The organism is candidate division WOR-3 bacterium (assembly GCA_039802005.1).
Classification (GTDB): Bacteria; Hydrothermota; Tepidihabitantia; order SM23-42; family JAOAFX01; genus JAOAFX01.
Window position 1 is genome coordinate 13,463 of the sequence record JBDRVV010000028.1, and the last position, 19,074, is coordinate 32,536.

16 protein-coding genes are annotated in these 19,074 nt (G+C 36.1%); 9 read left to right on the forward strand and 7 right to left on the reverse strand.

What is annotated here, in order from left to right; translation table 11 throughout:
- Positions 1–20: 20 nt before the first annotated feature.
- On the forward strand, positions 21–2,063 hold the full coding sequence (locus tag ABIL69_09125; GenBank protein ID MEO0124146.1) for an adenosylcobalamin-dependent ribonucleoside-diphosphate reductase: 2,043 nt from the start codon (positions 21–23) through the stop codon (positions 2,061–2,063).
- A gap of 38 nt (positions 2,064–2,101) precedes the next feature.
- On the forward strand, positions 2,102–3,019 hold the full coding sequence (locus ABIL69_09130; protein MEO0124147.1) for a PhzF family phenazine biosynthesis protein: 918 nt from the start codon (positions 2,102–2,104) through the stop codon (positions 3,017–3,019).
- A gap of 13 nt (positions 3,020–3,032) precedes the next feature.
- Here the strand turns inward: ABIL69_09130 and ahcY are convergent, their stop codons facing one another.
- From ahcY to ABIL69_09160, 6 genes are all read right to left on the reverse strand, one after another.
- Positions 3,033–4,274 (reverse strand): adenosylhomocysteinase, encoded by a 1,242-nt coding sequence (gene ahcY / locus ABIL69_09135; GenBank protein MEO0124148.1) that lies wholly within the window; start codon positions 4,272–4,274, stop codon positions 3,033–3,035.
- A 46-nt stretch (positions 4,275–4,320) separates the two neighbouring features.
- Positions 4,321–5,463 (reverse strand): methionine adenosyltransferase, encoded by a 1,143-nt coding sequence (metK, locus tag ABIL69_09140; protein MEO0124149.1) that lies wholly within the window; start codon positions 5,461–5,463, stop codon positions 4,321–4,323.
- Between the two features lie 43 nt (positions 5,464–5,506).
- Positions 5,507–6,631, reverse strand: a complete 1,125-nt coding sequence (locus tag ABIL69_09145; GenBank protein ID MEO0124150.1) for a class I SAM-dependent methyltransferase — start codon at positions 6,629–6,631, stop codon at positions 5,507–5,509.
- On the reverse strand, positions 6,628–7,839 hold the full coding sequence (locus ABIL69_09150; protein MEO0124151.1) for a glycosyltransferase family 39 protein: 1,212 nt from the start codon (positions 7,837–7,839) through the stop codon (positions 6,628–6,630). The genes ABIL69_09145 and ABIL69_09150 overlap by 4 nt, the downstream gene beginning before the upstream one ends.
- Positions 7,836–8,102 (reverse strand): 30S ribosomal protein S20, encoded by a 267-nt coding sequence (gene rpsT, locus ABIL69_09155; protein MEO0124152.1) that lies wholly within the window; start codon positions 8,100–8,102, stop codon positions 7,836–7,838. Before rpsT ends, ABIL69_09150 begins: the two co-directional genes overlap by 4 nt.
- A gap of 84 nt (positions 8,103–8,186) precedes the next feature.
- Positions 8,187–9,578 carry a T9SS type A sorting domain-containing protein gene (locus tag ABIL69_09160; protein ID MEO0124153.1) on the reverse strand — a complete coding sequence of 464 codons (1,392 nt, stop codon included), beginning with the start codon at positions 9,576–9,578 and terminating at the stop codon, positions 8,187–8,189.
- A gap of 183 nt (positions 9,579–9,761) precedes the next feature.
- On the opposite strand from ABIL69_09160, the gene ABIL69_09165 reads away from it, so the two are divergent.
- The 6 genes from ABIL69_09165 (at position 9,762) to ABIL69_09190 (ending at position 16,196) form a co-directional block, all read left to right on the forward strand.
- The gene (locus ABIL69_09165; protein MEO0124154.1) at positions 9,762–10,694 is read left to right on the forward strand and encodes a PAC2 family protein; all 933 of its coding nucleotides are present in this window, start codon (positions 9,762–9,764) and stop codon (positions 10,692–10,694) included.
- Positions 10,681–11,493: a PAC2 family protein gene (locus ABIL69_09170; GenBank protein MEO0124155.1), complete on the forward strand. Its 813-nt coding sequence runs from the start codon at positions 10,681–10,683 to the stop codon at positions 11,491–11,493. Before ABIL69_09165 ends, ABIL69_09170 begins: the two co-directional genes overlap by 14 nt.
- 300 nt (positions 11,494–11,793) lie before the next feature.
- Positions 11,794–12,183: a hypothetical protein gene (locus ABIL69_09175; GenBank protein ID MEO0124156.1), complete on the forward strand. Its 390-nt coding sequence runs from the start codon at positions 11,794–11,796 to the stop codon at positions 12,181–12,183.
- Between the two features lie 88 nt (positions 12,184–12,271).
- Positions 12,272–13,726, forward strand: coding sequence for a hypothetical protein (locus tag ABIL69_09180; protein MEO0124157.1), 1,455 nt, complete (start codon positions 12,272–12,274; stop codon positions 13,724–13,726).
- Positions 13,727–15,247 carry a radical SAM protein gene (locus ABIL69_09185; protein MEO0124158.1) on the forward strand — a complete coding sequence of 507 codons (1,521 nt, stop codon included), beginning with the start codon at positions 13,727–13,729 and terminating at the stop codon, positions 15,245–15,247. It abuts the gene before it with no gap.
- Positions 15,240–16,196, forward strand: a complete 957-nt coding sequence (locus ABIL69_09190) for a hypothetical protein (protein MEO0124159.1) — start codon at positions 15,240–15,242, stop codon at positions 16,194–16,196. The genes ABIL69_09185 and ABIL69_09190 overlap by 8 nt, the downstream gene beginning before the upstream one ends.
- On the opposite strand, the gene ABIL69_09195 is transcribed toward ABIL69_09190, so the two are convergent.
- Positions 16,162–17,589, reverse strand: coding sequence for a folylpolyglutamate synthase/dihydrofolate synthase family protein (locus ABIL69_09195; protein MEO0124160.1), 1,428 nt, complete (start codon positions 17,587–17,589; stop codon positions 16,162–16,164). The two genes, ABIL69_09190 and ABIL69_09195, sit on opposite strands and share 35 nt — an antisense overlap.
- A 101-nt stretch (positions 17,590–17,690) precedes the next feature.
- Between ABIL69_09195 and ABIL69_09200 the strand changes: the two genes are divergently transcribed.
- Positions 17,691–19,031 carry a PAS domain S-box protein gene (locus ABIL69_09200; protein MEO0124161.1) on the forward strand — a complete coding sequence of 447 codons (1,341 nt, stop codon included), beginning with the start codon at positions 17,691–17,693 and terminating at the stop codon, positions 19,029–19,031.
- The last annotated feature ends 43 nt before the right edge of the window (positions 19,032–19,074 follow it).

Sequence of the window (19,074 nt, forward strand, 5' to 3'; positions counted from 1 at the left end):
AAATTACATTATAATCAACCATGATAAAATCTATAATCAAAAGAGATGGTACGATTGTAGAATTCAAACCCGAGAAAATTTATCTGGCAATTGAGAAGGCGTTGAGGGCAACGAATGAAGATACAGAACTTGCCAAAAAAATTGGGGATGAAGTAATAGCAGAGATTGAACAAAGATTTGGGAGTTTAAAACCAAATGTAGAGGATATTCAGGATATTGTAGAACAAATCCTTATTAAAAATGAGAAATTTAATACCGCACGAGCGTATATCGTTTATCGACAATTGAGAACAGATATCAGAAATAAAAAGGCGATACTTGGTGTCAAAGATCAACTGAAACTCTCCCTGAACAGTTTAAAGGTTTTGAGCGAGAGATATCTTTTGCAGGACAGCAAAGGAAAACCTGTAGAATCTCCTGCTGAAATGTTTAGAAGGGTTGCAAAAGCGATTGCACAGGTTGATGCAAATTATAATGAGGATGCAAATAAATCAGAAGAGGAATTTTATCAGGTAATGGCGAACCTTGAGTTTCTCCCAAATTCACCAACTCTTATGAACGCTGGCTGTACGCTTGGTCAACTTTCTGCCTGCTTTGTGTTGCCCATAGATGATTCTTTGATCAGCATTTTTGAAACTCTTAAAAACACCGCACTGATTCATCAATCAGGTGGTGGAACCGGATTCTCTTTTTCTAAAATCAGACCCAAGGGTGATATGGTGCGTTCTACAATGGGTATAGCATCCGGTCCGCTTTCCTTTATGAGAATTTTTGATTGTGCCACCGAGGTGATAAAACAGGGGGGTAAACGGCGTGGTGCAAATATGGGTATATTAAATGTTGACCATCCCGATATTGTTGATTTCATAAGGGCAAAAGAAAAAGAAAACGAATTAAATAATTTTAATATTTCTGTGGCGGTGTCAGATGATTTTATAAATCGTGCAATAAATAATCAGGGTTATGATCTGATAAATCCAAGAACACAGCGACCGGTTAAAAATATTAATGCCCGAGATATTTTTGATATGATAGTATTAAATGCCTGGAAAACTGGTGACCCGGGAATTATATTTATAGATGAAATCAATCGGAGGAACCCTACACCTGATTTAGGCAAAATAGAGAGTACAAATCCCTGTGGTGAGGTTCCTTTGTTACCTTATGAATCCTGCAACTTGGGTTCGATCAATCTTGCAAGAATGTTTGTGGATGGTAATTTCAGTTATGAAAAATTGAGAAATGTCATTGAAATTGCGGTTCACTTTCTTGATAATGTGATTGACGCGAATAAATATCCATTACCTGAAATTGAAAAGATTACCAGGGGTAACAGAAAGATTGGTCTGGGTGTGATGGGATTTGCTGATTGTCTGATAAAAATCGGGATTCCTTATGATTCAGATGAGGCATTGAAATTTGCTGATAATTTGGCAAATTTTATTCAGAATGAAGCTCGGCGTGTCTCCAAGACACTCGGTGAGAGAAGGGGTTCTTTTCCCAATATTGAAAAATCAATATATAAAAATTCGCAACCGATGAGAAATGCTACAGTCACATCAATCGCACCGACTGGAACGATAAGTATGATTGCCGATACATCTTCGGGCATTGAACCTTTGTTCTCTGTCGGCTATCTTCGTAATGTTCTTGATACGACATTTGTTGTTGTAAATCCAATTTTTGAAGAGATTGCTCATAAAAGAGGATTTTATTCGCCGGATTTAATTTCTGAGATTGTTCGGGAAGGTTCGTTAAAGAAGATCAGGGAAATACCTGAAGATGTAAAGAGATTATTCCCCATTGCCCATGAGATAATGCCTGAGATACATTTGAAGATGCAGGCTGTATTCCAAAAATATGTTGATAATGCAGTCAGCAAGACAATTAATCTTCCTGAGGATGCGACATTAGAACAGACCCGCGCCGCATTTTTACTTGCTCATAGGTTGAAATGTAAGGGAGTTACTATCTATCGCTACAATAGCAAAAAGACCCAGGTTTTAGAATTCGGTGATGTTGACTTTTTTAAGAAATGTGGTAGTGGTGTGTGTGATATATAGGAGACGCAAAATATAATAACAATTGAAGGGGAGGTAAAATGGAATGGGTAAAGGCTAAGAGATTATGTTCATTTACTACAGTTCCATATGCAGGCAATCCGGCATGGGTCATAATCGGTATGCAAGCACATTATGATGAGAAAAAAATGATGAAATTGGCCCGTGAATTAAATCCACTTTCGGATACAACATTTATATTCCCGGGTGATAAAGAAGCAGACTTAATTTTGAGATTTTTCAGTGGTTCTGAAGAAATAAAATTTTCTGGACACGGTACGGTTGCTGCCTATTATGCAATTGAAAATGAAGGTATTATTGATTTGATAGAGCCGACCACAATATTAAAACAAAAAACAAAATCAGGAATCCATGCAGTGGAGTTGCGAATTACAAATAAAAAAATAAATCGTGTTACAATCTCCCTTCCGCCGCCCAATACTATAAGTGTTGATCTGGAAATAAAGAATGTTGCTCGATTTTTAGGTATATCACCAATTGATATTTCTGAAACAAATATGCCGATGAGTGCGGTACAGTCGGGACATCCAGAGATAATAGTGCCGATTAAATCGTTGCCACAATTATTGGATATAACACCGAATTTTGCATTGATGAAAAATTATTGTCAGCGATTGGGTATTACCGGGGTTGTTTTATTCACTATAGAAACAAATGACCCGGAGGCCAATGTCCATATGCGCCATTTTGCGCCGGTCGTAGGTATCAATGAAGACCCTGCATCCGGGGGTGCAGCAGTCGCCCTGGGTTATTATCTTGTGAAAAATAAAATTGTTAAAATAGAAGAAACAACCCGTATCGTTGTTGAACAGGGATACTCACTCCAGATGCCGGGATTGGTTTATGTTCATATTTATACACACAATAATGAAATTTTGAGAACCGCCTTTGGCGGTCAGGCGGTTATGACCTTTGAGGGTAAAATTTGTTTACCCTGATTTAGCAATTTCTTTATGTTCCCATTTCCCAGGATGCGAGATACCGCTTTTGCTCGGGTGTTAATTTATCTATTGTTATTCCCATAGATTTTAATTTCAGATGGGCGATCTCCTGGTCGATTTCAAGGGGCAATGAATATACCTGATTTTTAAGGCCGGGATTGTTTAAAATATATTCTACGGCAAGTGCCTGATTGGCAAAAGACATATCCATAACCATTGCCGGATGGCCTTCTGCTGCAGCAAGATTTACAAGTCTTCCTTCCGCAAGTAAATATAGCCGTCGATTGTTTTTTAATGTATACTCTTCACAGAAATTTCTTATAAGTCGCTTTTTCTTTGTAATTTTTTTCAATCCATTTTTATCAATCTCTACATCAAAATGTCCTGAGTTTCCTATTATCGCGCCGTCCTTCATTTTCAACATATGTTCTTTTCTTATTACATTGATATCACCAGTTACAGTAATAAATACATCTCCAATCTTTGCTGCATCGATCATTGGCATAACCTGATAACCATCCATCCGTGCTTCAAGTGCCTTTATCGGATCAACTTCAGTGATTATTACATTTGCGCCACAGCCTTTTGCCCTCATTGCTAATCCTCTACCACACCACCCATACCCTGCAACCACAAAATTACAGCCGCTGATCAATATATTCGTTGCTCGCAGGATTCCATCAATGGTTGACTGTCCTGTGCCGTAACGATTATCAAAAAGATGTTTGGTTAGTGAATCATTTACGGCAATTATCGGAAACTGCAAAACATTATCATTCGCCATCTGTTTTAGCCTTATCACACCGGTTGTTGTCTCCTCAGTCCCACCAATAATGCCTTTAACATTCTTTTTGTGCACCGTGGATATTAAATCTGCACCATCATCAATAAGAATTTCCGGTTTGTTTTTAATTACCTGATTCATATTATAGTAATATTCTTTACGCGACTCTCCTTTTACTGCAAATACACCAATTCCATCTTCAACAAGGGCTGCGGCAACATCATCCTGTGTGGAAAGCGGGTTTGAGGCGGTTAAAAAAACTCGGGCGCCACCAGATTTAAGAGTTCTCACCAGATTGGCAGTCTCGGTTGTCACATGGAGGCAACAGCCTATACACCGATTCTTCAGTGGTTTTTCCCTCGTAAATCGTTCACGAATCAATCGCAGAACAGGCATCTTTGTTTCTGCCCATTCAATTCTTTTATGACCTTCTTTTGATAATTTTTTATCTTTAATATTAAATTCCATTAGCCACCCTCTAATTTATTATTTAATAAATTAAACAATTTTATATTTATAAGCCTGCTTCTCGCCTTATGGCATCAGCCATATCGGTCAATTCCCAGGTGAATCCTTCCTCTTCTCGACCAAAATGTCCATAACAGGCAGTCTTTTTGAAGACAGGTCTGCGCAAGTTAAGTTTATCAATGATACCCTGGGGAGTAAAATCAAATAATTTTTTCAAAATTTTGACAATTTTTGCTTCTTCAATCTTTGCGGTACCAAAAGTATGGACATTCACAGCAACAGGTTCTGCAACACCAATAGCATAGGCAAGTGAAACTTCTACCTTATCACATACGCCCGCTGCAACCAGATTTTTTGCTGTATACCTTGCAATATATGATGCAGAGCGGTCAACTTTTGTCGGGTCTTTTCCAGAGAAACAACCGCCACCATGATGTCCTACTCCGCCATAAGTATCAACCATAATTTTTCTACCGGTAACACCGGTATCCCCCTGGGGACCGCCGATAACAAATCTACCAGTTGGATTTATATATATCTTTGTGTTATCATCTATCAATTCTTTTGGAACGACCTCCAGCACAACATGTTTTTTAAGATCGGCATGTAATTTTTCATTTTTTATATCAGGATGGTGTTGGGCAGAAAGAATTATTGTATCAATCCTTATTGGTTTGTCATTTTCATATTCAACCGTTACTTGAGATTTTCCATCTGGTCTTAAATAAGTTAAAATATTTGTCTTGCGGACTTCGGCAAGCCTTCGGACAAGTTTATGGGCAAGTATAATGGGCATAGGCATCAACTCTTTCGTTTCGTTTGTAGCATAACCATACATCATTCCTTGATCTCCTGCACCACCGATATTCACACCCATTGCGATATCACTTGATTGTTCTTGAATTGCAGTGATTATGGCACAGGTGTAGGCGTCAATACCCATATCTGTATCAGTATAACCAATTTCAACCAGAAGGTCTCTGATTAAATCAGGAATTTCGACATAGCAGTTAGTCGTTATCTCACCCGCCACAAAAATCAATCCTCTGGTCGTTAGCACTTCGCAGGCAACTCTGCCAAAGGGGTCTTTCTCAAGTATTGCATCCAGAATAGCGTCTGCAGACTGATCGCAGATTTTGTCTGGATGGCCCTCGGTAACTGATTCAGAAGTTATAAAATATCGTGCCATTTGCCTCCTTTTGATAAAGATTTTTAATTATAATTATTTTTGTTCAAAAATCAAGCCTTTTGATATTCGTATCTCTACTGATTTTCCAAATTTTTGATTTGTTCATTAATGGGTTATTTATTTCTATTATATCTCCCATACAAACATGGTCAAATGACTCATTAATTACACTCCTTTCGCGATTCAATCTTATTAATTCTACGATACCACCTTCGGTGCAGATGAAACATTTTATCCTCCCTTTTTCAATAGATAATCGGCTTATAACAGGATAATGATTAGCAGGGAGCGAATTAAAATTATAATTGGATATGATAAGATAAGAGAACTTTAAATATTCAATCTTTCTAAATAACTTTTGGTTAATCATTTTTAGATATTCTGGCGGGTTCCATTTTATGCTTTGATGGCACCATTCTTCTTTTTTGTGAAGTCCGGGGCATTTGCTATTGTGTAAACAAGGGGAAAGGATAAAACCAATTCTATTTACTATTATATCATTATGTAATTTCATAAGCCTGCGGGTTAAAGTTTTTAGTGCTGGTTCTATTAGAATGATAATCCCAAATTTTTTTAAGCGTTCAAAGAGTGATTTGATAAAAGATAACGGCACTTTTTCCGATTTAAATATTTCAGTAAGGGCATTTGAAAGTATTATAAAATCGTAATTATTTTTATCCCTTTGAATGAATTTTTGCGCCGATTCTTTTATTAATTTTATATCAATATTGAAATTTTTCTGTTTAAACCAATCTCCCATTGATGTACATCTTTTGATAAATGTATCATTTATATCTATGCCAGTTAATTGAAATCTACTTTCGGGTTGCTTTTTATGCAGGAAATAAAAAATGCCAAACATTCCTGCACCATCTCCACAGCCAATATCCAGGATTTTGATTTCTTCAGGTATTGCTATCATATATAAATTGAATAATTTTTTTGTTAATATCATTGATTTCATAAAATTCTGAGGGAAATTATAGCAGAAATACGCATCCGAAAACTCTTTAACTACCCGACATTCATAAGATAATACCTGGGATAAAGTGACTAATTCTTTTCTTAATTTATCTATTTCTTTACAGTAAATATCAGGTCGGGTATAAATGTTATCTAAATGCAATTCCGAAAGGATTTTCTTTTCAATATCTTCAGGTAAGTTCATTTTCTTATGGATGCCACAAAATAGGCACTAAAGATAAGCAGATATAATTCTACAGGCATGCGATATCTTATCAAACCTACATGTGTGAATATGTATATACAGGAGATAAAAAATAAAGAAAAAATGATGAATAAAACATTCTCGCGATTTCTCATTGATAAAAAAACGCCAGCCATACCTAAGATAAAATTCGGAAGATAAAAAATATAAAATAAGATTCTAAATTTCTCAAGGTCTTTTGATGAGTACTCACCTGATGGTGCAAACCAGAAATAGTAGTAAAATTTTTTGAATATAAGCCCAATAAATTTTAATGGCTCTCTTATGATAAAATTTAATGCTTCGTTTAAATAGAAATATGTGCGTTCAATTTCAGGAATTTTAGATAAACTGTCTTGGACATTAAAGGGCAGAGTATGGGTCATTAGAATGTATTCTTCTTTTTCAATTGATTTTATTTTAAAATAGTCGGTTCCCGTGGCATGCGGGTTATTCCCAATCCATAGATTAACACCGAATTGTGTGGTTATGGGGATGAGCTTCTTATGAATATTATAATTTCTTATTGTCCATGGTGTTAAAATTATTAATGACATAATAATTACCAGAATCATTTTAAAGAAGTTTATTTTTTTGTTGATAAGAAACCATAAAAACATTGAAGGATAAATTACTAACGCCACAGGGTCGCATAATATAGCGAGTCCTGTAACCACACCGGCAATGATATAATGGAAAAAAATTCTATCACTGCTTTTTAGTATTAGATAGATTGTTAGTGAGAATAAAAACAAAAAGATGGTCGTAGGCACGAGTTTGGTACAATAATAAATCAGTGGGGGATATAATCCGGCAAAAAGTTCGGTTAAACGGGCTGCTGGGTCATTAAAAATGAACCGCGAAGTTTTTGAAATCAATAAGATCGTTATCGTTGAGATTATTGCCTGAATGATTTGGATTAAAAGAAAAATTATTGGTTTGGTGCCAAATTTATAAAATAATGCGAGAAAAAAGGGATATAATGGAGCATGGGACGAACTTGGTGCGGGTTGTGTTTCAATATTATAGGACCTGCTAAAGCCCTTGCCCGCAATAATGTTTCTCGCTATTTCACCATACTCAAAGTCTCGCGGCGCATAAAAATTTGCAATCAGTATGATAAAAAAGATTCTTATAACAAAATAAAAAAGATATCTTTTCAGAATTATGTAAGTTTAGTTCTTATGAACTTCGCCAATCTTTCTTTGTACCGGGCAGCGGTATTCTTTTTTATTATTCCATCTTGAACTGATTTGTCGATTATAGACTGAACCTTGGGAAACAATTTAACCGCTTCTTCTTTTGACTTCGCCTTTCTTATCTTTTTAATCGCTTCTTTCAATTTCTTTTTCTTTTTTAAATTTTGTAAATAGCGCCGCCTTGACTTGCGAATGTTCTTAAGCACCGATTTAGACCTTTTCTTTATTGGCATAAAAGCATTATATATAAAAATTAGAAAAAGTCAAGAACGGCATTAATCAGAATCTTTAATCGTTTTTTAACCTGTTTTTCTTCTTCATTTTACAACAATTATTTTTTCTATGTAAAATGAATTTTCGGTATTTAATTTCAGAAAATAAATACCGTTGGTTAATGAATTAATATCAATTTTCGCATGATGATTACCTTGATTCTTAACGCCTTCATATATTTTTTTGACTATTCTACCTTCTATGTCATACATTATCAAATTAATTTTGCTTGTTTTATTTAAAGAATACCATATATTACATACATCAGTTGCGGGATTGGGAATGCATTTCAAAATGGAATGTTGTGGTTTAGATCCGGATTCGTGAATATCACTGAAGATAGTTATATATGATCCATATATATCTAAATCAGAATTTCTGTCAGTCTGCCAGAAAATCCAGAGATAACAGGGATAGCCGTTGACCATTGTTGTGACGGGTAGAATATCCTGGGCTGGATTTATATCCACAGGGATTGTATCACAGCCTCCCCAATAATCAAAAAATAGCGAGTAAATATCATAATTTCCATTTCGGTCTGTACTGAAACCACATAATCGTGGTGTTGAAAAACGAACAAGCACTGCAAAATCAAGTGGATTAGGTGTGATATCATTGGCATTGTTGTTTGTTATTCTATAGAAAACATTCATACTGTCGCACCCGGTTCTATAAATTTCATAATTCCCATCACGATTGCTCTGCCAGAGTACCCACACCCTCCGATACGGGTCGGGCCATTGTGGTGTTACAGCAATCTCGGGTAGTGTATCATTAGCAGTATGGGGTGCAATCGCCTGGGGTGCTGTCCAGGCGTTGTTTATATATTCGCTGTAATAAATATCACGGTCTCTTACCCAGACGACAAAGGGGTGATTTAATCGATTACTAATTTTAGGATTGTCATTCATTATTATTGTCGCATCATTCGTTACCGGCATAGGTGCTGACCAGATGGTGCCATTATAATAACAAGAATAGATATTATTATTTTTTCGCCATACCACCCAGACATTGGTGCCAATCACCCAGATTGATGGTGAGGCATCAGTATTTGTATCGTTGGTCAGACGGACGGGCGCTGTCCAGGGACCAGAGGTAGCCTTTGATGATACAAAGATTTCCCAGTTGTTATCAGTATATCTTTGCCAGGCACACCAGAAAAGATTTCTCAGTGTATCATAAGCAACAGTTGGATTTATATCTGCACCTGGACCGGTAGGTATCCTTATTGTGTCGCTCCAATAGCTACTAATAACCCTTGAGAATATCTCCCAGTTACCGCTAACATTAGCCTGCCAGACAAGGCAGGTAGGACTTTCCCACAATTGTTCCCGACAGGTTTGGGGATTTCTGTCTTCCACACCGGGAATTCCAAGATTTACTGGCGTAGACCATTGGGCAAAAATAAAATAAACTATCATTAATGATTGCATAGTTCCTCCTGATTTATATTTTATTTATTATTTTTATCTTGTCAAGTAAGAGCGATGTTTTCAACGGACCTTGACTTCATGAATTATTTAATTATAATCAATTAGAAAAAGATTTTAAATACTACTATCCACAGGGATTGATGTGGAGAAAAAGAAATATCGGGATAGGGTAAGAGGTTGAATATGGGCTTAAAGATTTATAAAGAACCTAATTTGAAAAATCCTATTCTTTTATGTGGCTGGCCTGGCATTGGAAGGATTGGACTTATCGCAATTGATACACTACGGGAACAGTTGAATGCGGAAGAATTTGCCGAGATTGAACCTTGGGACTTCTTTTATCCTTCTATAGTTTCCATAAAAGATGGAATTCTTGAATCATTGAATTTTCCGCGCAATAAATTCTATTTTAAATCAACAGAAAAATGTGATTTAATATTTTTTATCGCTGATGAACAGCCCTCTGAAATTCAGGGTGGCTACGCTAAGGGAGAGACCGCTTATAAACTTGCAAGTATGGTTCTTGAATTAGGATTGAAGTACGGAATTCAACGGGTCTATACATCTGGTGCAGCAGTTGCTCAGATTCATCATACTTCAAGACCAAGGGTATGGGCAGTTCCTAACACTTCTTCCCTTATAAATGAACTTAAAGAGTACGAAAATACAGTTTTGATGTCTGATGTTGAAGGAAGGAATGGTCAGGGAACAATCACAGGTCTTAATGGATTGATGCTCGGTGTTGCAAAAATATATGGAGTGAATGGAATATGTTTGATGGGTGAAATACCATACTATCTCCAGTGGCTTCCAATTCCCTGGCCCAAGGGGTCAAAGGCTGTACTACAAGTTCTCACCCGAATGTTATCATTAAATATTGATCTTTCTGTATTTGATACATTTATTGCACAGGTTGATAGAAATGTTGACCGAATCATCAATACATTTATAGACAGCCTGCCCCAGAAGATGAAAGAGAAGATAGTAGAAGGATTTGAGCAACTTAAGGAATATAAGGCACCACTCACACCGATAAGTGATGAAGAAATTAGATGGTTTAAGGAGCATGGTGATGAATTCTTCAAGGAGTTTTTCAAAAAAGATGCAGAGAAATGATATAATCCGGTGGATTAGAGAACCGGAATTGAATAATCCAGTTCTTTTTGTTATCTGGGAGCGAGTTCCGGGGAAGATAGGGGAAAGGATATTTAATGAATTAAACAAAAAAATAAATGGAGAGGTTTTTTGTGAAATTACACCGGCAATATTTTATACTTTAAATGGTGTTGAGATTGAGAATGATATTGCAATTATACCCAATAATGGGTTTTATTGTGGGCAGAGGAATGACATTGTAATATTTAAAGGCTCTGAACCTCAGTTTAATCATTATCAATTCGTATCAGCAATTTTGGAAATTGCCTGTGAAAGGTTATTCATTAAAGAAATATATACCTTGAATAGTTTGGTATCTTCTTCAACTTTTTCTGCTCCAAGAAGGATATGGGGTGTTTATAACGAAAGTGGAATAAAAGAGAAAATGAAAGAATATGGACTATTAGATATGACATATGAAGGAACTCCGGCGACGAGCAGTTATCTTTTATATGAAGCCAAGAAAAAAAATCTTCCCGGAATGAGTCTCTGGTGTGAAATCCCTTTTTATCTTTCTTTGGTGGACGATTATCAATCCCAGAAGATGATTTTACAATTTTTAAGAAAAAGGTTTAATATTGATTTTGAATTTGATAAATTTGACCGTCTATCTGAAGAACAGGGGAAAAGATTATTTAATTTAAGAATGGTTGATAAAAAAATTGACCAATATCTGGGTTCGATAGAAATGAATATACCACTCACAGAGGAAGAGAGATTATATCTTACAAATAAAATTTATGAGGGATTACGATTTTAAAAATAAAAATTTTAAACTCATTATTTAAATTACATTGTAATGCAGGATTTATGCAAAATGACGAATATTTTCCTTGATTTGAATTTGGATTTATATATAATTTGTTTATGAAAACCTGTAGAGGCTGTGTCTCAATTCAAATTTTGCGGGTAGCCGCAACCTTTAGAGTGCGAAATCCTCTGAGATTTAGACATATTTATCCGCAGGCTAAAGCCTGCGGCTACCATTTTTACGGGTTATAACACGGCCCCTGTGGGTTTGCTTTAAAACGAAATGCAAACAAACAGAAAAGGAGGTATTATGAATTTGCCTTTTGGTGAAATAAAGAATAATCTGCTGATAATGAAATTTTCAACCGCAGATTATTCAATTGCTTCGGTATTAGCAGCGATAAGGATTCATCTTGATGTGATTGAAGAGATGGGGGTTGTATTTTTAGGTGCCCAGACCGAGGTCGTTGCCGGACCAACACCAGTCTTCCAGCCGGTTCCGGTTATAGCCCAGTTTGAATATACAGGTAAAGGCGATGCTAAACCGATTCTTGAAAAAGTTTATAGACTCATCTGGCAGGGAATAGTCAATTCATTCCCGGATGAGACCTGCTGGTCCCAGGCAAAACAGGCGTACTCAGATTTCATATCGGCACAGGCGGATTTATTAAGGGCAAGGATTGAGGCGACGAAGGAGTAAATACCTAAAAGTCCAAAATCCCTAAATACCTAAAATGATACTGCTTTTTTATTTATTATCGCTGACAGCCGACCTGAAATGGGTTGAGGTGGATGTTGCCCTTTGGCAGGATGGAAGGGCAGATTTTGTTTATAAAATTCGCTGGAATGTTATTTCTGGCTCAATGAGTGCATTCTATCTTCAGGGGCTATCGGTTGAACCATTTTTTGACTACCAGAATTCCTATGCCCTTGATGAATACAATAATAGATATCCGATAGACATAAAGGACCTCGGCGGTGGTAAATATGATATCGTGCTCAGCAAAGGAAAGAGATATGGACCGGGCCAAATAACTTTTATTATCCATTTTGGTGGTGACCTGGGTAGAAGTGGCAATCTGGCGGTAACCCAGAGTGAGTTTGGTGAGCTCGTTGTATTTCACTGGGCACCGCCCCAGTGGGATGAACCAATGGAACATTATACGGTCAAAGTCTATTATCCGATAGAAGTAAGAGGTGAACAGGTTAATCCTGATGCATACGGATTCCGGACAGAAAAATTTATGAATGAAAGGTATTTGTTAGATTATTTTGGACAGGAGTCAAAGGGAAAGTATTATTTCACGGTGAGAATCCATAAAGATAATGTGGTAACTATGGAAAAATTATTGATTCAACAGTATATTCCTTCAAGTTATTTTAATACCGAAAGATTCGGCAGGATTGAGATAAAACCAGAACGCAGGAAAAAGTTTTTTATCCCTTACGAATTAATCTATATGTTATTTTCAATCATCCCATATCTGTTTTATTCCAACAAGAAGGCAGAAAAGATAAAAGGGCTTTACAGTGATGTCCAGAGTTTGCAATGGCTCAGAACGGATTGGATACCGCCCAAAATTGAGGTTTCAACCTTCAGAAAATCGGGCAAGGTGGCAAAACTTGACTTGATTGAAGCCGCAATATTCTTAGATTATCCAGTAAATAAAGTGTTTACCATCATTGCTCAAAAATTACAGAAAGACGGAATTTTACAAATCTCGAATTATAATCCGATAAAACTTTCAGTTTTACAGCGGCCCTCAGGATTGAAATATTATGAGTCAATGTTTTTGGATGCGATAAAGAGCGATGGCACAATGGACGAAGCAGGATTAAAGGCACTAATAATGCAGATTGTAGAGAATATACAGGCAAAGGCATGGGATTGTGACCTGGACGCAACCAAGGCGTATTATACCGAAAAGATTGGTTCACCCGATGTGGAAGAACCGATTGATGAAGATTATAAAGATATGTATTATTATTATTATCTGCGAAACCGTCCATTTGACCGCAGGGAGTATTATCAGCAAATGGAGGATGGATTTGTGATATATGGAGAGCCGATAAAAGATTATTCAACATTTGTTCGCTCTGATGCCTGCCATAGTGCGTGCTATGTCCATACTGCCTGCCATGATGCCTGTCACTCCGCCTGTCATTCTGCCTGTCATTCTGCCTGTCATTCTGCCTGTCATAGTGCCTGCCATTCTGCGTGTGTGAGTGGAGGAGCAAGGTAAATGAAAAAATACCTAAAAATCAAAATGCCTAAATACCTAAATGATAAAATTAAATTCCAAAATTCAAATGTCAAATGTCAAACAAATTATAAATTCCAAATATCAAATGGAAAAGAAGAAATAAATTTAGAGTGGGTGGATGGGTTTATAAAAGCGGTTAAACCATATATTTATGTAAGAGAATTAGATAATCTTTTAATTTTAATTCCCAATCAGGCATATAAATTAAATCAATCAGGTGTAGCAATTTTAAGTTATCTCTTAAAAGGGAATTCAATAAGTAAAATTATTGAATTGATTGGTGACGACGACATTAAGAAAAGGGAATTACATTACTTCTTCTGTGATCTGCGGGCAATTGTAAGCGGATGTCTTAAAGAGGGTGAGAAAAGAGAGGCAGTTATTTATGAACAATTCAAGAGTGATTTGAATGACTATCCTGTGCTTTCGGAGATTGCGGTTACCTATCGGTGTAATCTTAATTGTGAATTCTGTTATGTGGGTCATAAAGGGTATCCAGAACTCAACACTTCAGATTTGAAAAAAATTATCTTTAAGATTTATAACGAAGCAAATGTTCCATCGGTCAGTTTCACCGGTGGTGAGCCGTTATTGAGGAAAGATATTGTATCATTAATTGAGTATGCAAATAAAATTGGTTTGTGGACAAACTTAATAACGAATGGGACAATGCTTACAACGGACCTCGTAAAATCTTTGAAAAAGGCGGGTTTGCATAGTGCCCAGGTGAGCCTGGAGGGACCAAATGGCGAAATACATGACAGGATTACCAGGGTAAAGAATTCTTTTGAAAAAACAATTAACGGAATAAAATATCTTCTTGAAGAAAAAATCACCGTCCACACAAATACAACCGTTTCAAGACATAATATAAATCACCTTGAAGGGATATTGCTATTGATCAAAACTCTCGGTTTGAAAAGGTTATCAATGAACCTTATGATTCCCTGCGGGAGTGCAGAGAATAGAAGCGATTTATGGATACCATATTCAGAGATTGGTCCTTATATTTTGAAAATCAAACACCTCGCCCAAAAAGAAAATATACAATTTTTATGGTATTCACCCGTTCCGATGTGCGAATTCAATCCCATTGCCTATGGATTGGGAAACAAATCCTGCGCGGCAATTACCGGACTTTTGAGTATCGACCCGATGGGTAATATTCTGCCCTGTTCTTCCTGGAGAGAACCCGTTGGTTCTTTGCTGAAAAATAATTTTAAAGAAATCTGGTATTCACCAATGTTGAATTATTTTAAAAATGCAGATTATGCACCAGCGGAATGTCATCAATGTATTGAATTTAAGATATGTAAAGGGGCATGTCCGTTATTCTGGAAGGTGTTTTCTGTGGGAGCCATTTCCAATGGCGATTTTCATAAAATTAAAAATGTAGGAGGCACTTCCAGTACCGACAAATTAAAATTGGAAACCCAACAAGCAGAAATGAATTCTGGTCGCGGCTGGGAAGCCGCTCCAATAGGAATTAAAAATGGATAATTATTATATTCTTGGTAAAATCTCCCCCAAACTTAGAAATTTTCTTACCGTTGTTCTTTTCTTCACGGGTTTTGCTTTACAATTGAGCTCCAGAAATATTCTTGTTGGTCTGCCATTTTTTATTTTCTGTCTTTTATTAAATTTGATTAGAAATTTTACAATAAAACCGATCCGTGCTCAGAAATTAGAATGGAAAGAAGTCACACCGGAAAGGGTAGAGCAGGTTTATAAACACTGCCAGCGTCTCAGCAAGATTCGCGGCGGTGCTATGGGATGTGTAGTTTTTTTTATTGTAGTTTTCTTCTTGATATTTTTTGTTCCCGTATTACTGGAAATCTTTGGTGAGATAATCCATATTCCGGATCCATTCCCAATAATTGCCTTGATAATTGATTCTTTGATTGTTTTTAGTGGCGTGCTATTAAGCGGCAATCGTTCGGTCTGGATTCCCAATAATCTTGATGTTAAAATGCCGATAATTAAGCGCATCATCAATCATCCTGTGTTTTCAAAAGACCCCAACTTGAAGATAATTCCATATCTTGAAATTGGTAACACAAAAGATGGTCAATTTCCCAATGATACAAGAATTTTGATTAGATTTAAGGATGCACCACAGGATTTCATCGGTGTACAATTCCAGATTTCAATAAATGATGTTCAGGGTAAAAAATATCCATATTGTTATTGTGTTATCATTGCCCGGAAATCCTTCGGATTATTTGCAAAATTCAAGCCTTTTGAATTAGAAAGAATAACCATTGAAACCGAAACAAGCAGTGATGCAGATGTGATTATAATCCGTCAGACGACAACAAAAAGTTCAGGTTATTATACGAATGAAGCAACCCAGGATTATATTTTGAGTAGTAGCATTAATATAGTCAAAAAATTAATTTTAAGAATGAATTTAGTTAAGATTTTATCAGAACAGATCCCAGAGCCTTAGACAAGTCAGAGTAGAGATAAAATGAGCCGAAAACGATAACGACGGATTTACAATCTATTTTTTCCAATAGATATTCCAGTGCATTTTTAGTTGAAGTAGCAATGATAATATTCTCTTGATAAATTTTTGCCCTCTTAAATATTTCTAAGGGCTCCATCGCCCGCGGATTGTTTGCTTTGATAAGCACAACCTCTTTTGCTAATGGGAAGATGTTTTTTATTGCATAATTTATTTCTTTATCTTTATTACAGCCAAAGATGATGTAAATTTTATTCGTATACTCAGGCAGAAGTTTCAAATTGTCCAGCAATGCCTTGAATGAATCTTCATTATGTGCAACATCATAGATAATCAATGGTTTTTCCGATAAAATTTCAAACCTGCCGGGGAGTTTTGCATTTTTTATTCCTGTTTTAATATTGGGGATTTTGATTTTAAACCCACTCTTTTTTAACTCATAGAGAACCGCCAGGACAATCTGGAGATTTTCAATTTGATGTCTGCCAATAAGCGGCAGTAAGGCATAAAATTTACCCAATGCACCGTTAATGTTCAGTTTGCTTCCTTTTATTGTCATATTTTTAAGTGTTATCTTGTGCAAATCATTGGAATAGATGATTATGTGGTTCCTTTCGTATGCAACCTTTCGTAAAACCCTGTTAACCGAAGGTCTCTGGTGGATAGTGATAACCGTGCCACAATTCTTGCGTTTAACGTTTATCGGTTGTGAAAAGCTTCCGGTCTGTCGCTTATCGTTTATTGTTAAACAGGATCGATTATCAAAGCCGTATTGCCTTTCAAAATCTGTACCACCTTGAAGAACTTTCTTAATAATTCCTGCTTTTTCATAGGCAATATCAGAAAGTTTATTGCCTAATAAATTCATATGGTCATAACCAATTCTGGTAATTACCGGAATAGGAGAATGGAAGACATTTGTCGCATCCAGCCTGCCGCCCAGTCCGACTTCCAGAACTGCAAAGTCAACTTTTTTTTCCGCAAAATACATAAATGCAATCGTAGTAAGGACTTCAAAAAAAGTCCGTGCACCGATACGGGTTTTGAAATTGATGTGTGGTTTTATTATTCTGATATATTTTTCCATTTCTTTTTCGGTGATTTCCTGATTATTGATTCTTATCCTTTCAGTAATTCTGACAAGATGGGGAGATGTGAAGAGCCCAACTTTATACCCACTCGCAATCAAACAGGAGTTAATCATCGTTGCAGTTGAACCTTTCCCTTTTGTCCCTGCAATCAATATTACATTTTTCAGTTTTTCGTGGGGCGCGCCGAGTTTTTTTAGAAATTCTTTAAATGCCTCAAGGTCATATTTATAACCCGGCACTTTCTCATAATTCACTAATGAATTTAAAAATTCTGCCACCTTCATTGCTGGTATTTTAACTAAAAATAAGATTGTGTCAATAAAAATGAATTGCAGACCTTGCCTCCATATTATTGACAGCCCATCATTTTTTAATATAATCCGGTATGGTAAAGAAAAATGGAAATCCAAGCGATGATTACAAAAAAATAATTGATGCACTAATGAGGGCTGGAGCCGGTGATCTGACTACAGAAATTACTTTATCCTCAGAAGATCCCGATCTAAATGCAGTTGCCCGTGAATTTAATAAAATGATAAGTAGATTGAAAATAACATTTAACGAACTCAGAGAATTAAATCGGCAATTGGATATTAAACTAAAAAAACTAGAACGAATATTTGACAACAGCAACGACATAATCCTTTTTATCAATAAATATGGAACAATCGTTGATATCAATAAGAGCGTTAGGAATAGTTTGGGTTATGAACCTGATGATTTAAAAGGCAAACACTTTGCCAAATCAGGTTTGATTTTTTCTGAAGAGATTCCTGCCCTTTTAGAAAAATTTAAAATTGCGATGAAGAAGGCGATTATAAAAGATAGATTAAATTTAACCTGTATAGCAAAAAGCGGTAAAGAAGTTTATATGGAAGCGAGTTTAAGATTATTTAAAAGCGAAGATGAAGTTGAGGGAATAATCGTTGTTTTAAGGAATGTTACTGAACATATACAGAACGATATTAAATTAAAGGAAGAGAAAGAAAAACTACGGTCTATTATATCTTCGATTGAGGATTTAGTTCTCATTGTCGATAAGGAACTACATTTGATTGAATATTATCAATCGCCCGTGTCTCGGGAAAATTTAGTTTTAACCTCGGTAAAAGGTTATGTTGGTAAATCAATAAAAAACTTTTTCCCAAAATCAATTGCGTCAGAAATAGAAAAGACGATTCAATATTGTATAAAAACAAGTCAAATGCAACAGATTGATTATCCGGTATCGGCACAGAAAAAATCTTTATGGTTCAATGCGAGGATTACACCACTTAAGGATTCAGGTGAGAATGTGACAGGTGTATCGATTTTGATCCGTGATATAACAGAGCAAGTAGATATGGAAAAAGCATTAGAACAGACTGAAGAAAAATACCGGAAAATATTTGAACAGTCACCACAGGGATTAATTATTCTTGACGCTGAAGGTAGAATAGTTGATGTCAATAAAAAATTGTGTGAATGGCTTGGGTATAAAAGGGCAGAAATGATTGGTAAAGACCATTTGATGTATCCATTCTTAACAAAATCAGGAAAGATAATGGCAATGAGAAAATTTATTCAGCGGTTGTCGGGGAAATTTGTCCAGCCTTACGAACTCGAATTTATTGCCAAGGATGGGACTGTGTATCTCGGTGAGATAGATGCACGGTCTATTAAAGACGAAAGTGGAAATATTGTTCTTCTTGTCGTGATGGTTACAGATGTAACAAAAAGGCGTTAACAACCTCCTATCGGTTTCATCTTCAAAGCAATGTCAATCGCGG